The sequence below is a fragment of the Vibrio sp. 1069 genome (assembly GCF_033340555.1).
Genome location: NZ_JAWOWP010000684.1, coordinates 1 through 579, shown reverse-complemented (window position 1 = coordinate 579; position 579 = coordinate 1). Strand labels below are relative to the sequence as shown.

At 41.8% G+C, this 579-nt stretch carries 2 protein-coding genes and 1 pseudogene; all 3 read right to left on the bottom strand.

All coding sequences use genetic code 11. From position 1 onward, the window contains the following. A partial coding sequence (locus tag R7040_RS28480; RefSeq protein ID WP_318097889.1) for a sulfite exporter TauE/SafE family protein occupies positions 1-149 on the bottom strand: 149 nt, incomplete at its 3' end. Positions 150-157: 8 nt separating this feature from the next. Then, positions 158-322: a cbb3-type cytochrome oxidase assembly protein CcoS gene (ccoS, locus tag R7040_RS28475; RefSeq protein WP_005457379.1), complete on the bottom strand. Its 165-nt coding sequence runs from the start codon at positions 320-322 to the stop codon at positions 158-160. A gap of 14 nt (positions 323-336) precedes the next feature. Then, positions 337-579, bottom strand: a pseudogene (locus tag R7040_RS28470) (ATPase P); the annotation flags it as partial.

The following is a 579-nucleotide window of genomic DNA, read 5'->3' as shown; positions in this document are numbered from 1 at the left end:
CCAAGGTTGTAGAATAAAGGTATGGTTGGGGAGGATTTTGAGCTTGAACTACCTAAGGAAAGTAGGGATGCGATACCACCACACATCCCCATACAATGGCCGGCCCCGACAAGGCCGATAAGCAAAGCACCTAAAAAATCAGGATTCATAAAACATACTACGGTTTCTTATTGTCTGATTGTTCTTCTTCATCTAATAAAATGTTGTGTCCTTGTCGCTCAAGATCTTCAAACTGGTCGCTTCGAACCGCCCAAAGAAAAATAGCGACAGCAACGCAAACAAGAACAATCGCGATTGGAATTAAAATATAAAGGCTTTCCATAAGTGTTCTCTTGTTTACTTCTCTTTAAGAAGTCGCAGTGAGTTAGATACAACAATGATTGAACTTGCTGACATCCCAACAACCGCGATATAAGGCGCAACTAGCCCTGCAACCGCTAACGGCAAAATTAACAAGTTGTAGCCTAATGACCAAGCTAAGTTTTCACGGATAATCTTTCTTGTACGAAGAGCCAATAGGCGAGCCTCCAATAACTTTTCTAAGTTATCTCCAAGAAGCGTCATATCTGCTGATGCCTT

Coding starts and splice junctions, on each gene's coding strand:
- ccoS (WP_005457379.1), bottom strand. CDS start 322: ATGGAAAGCCTTTATATTTTAATTCCAATCGCGATTGTTCTTGTTTGC.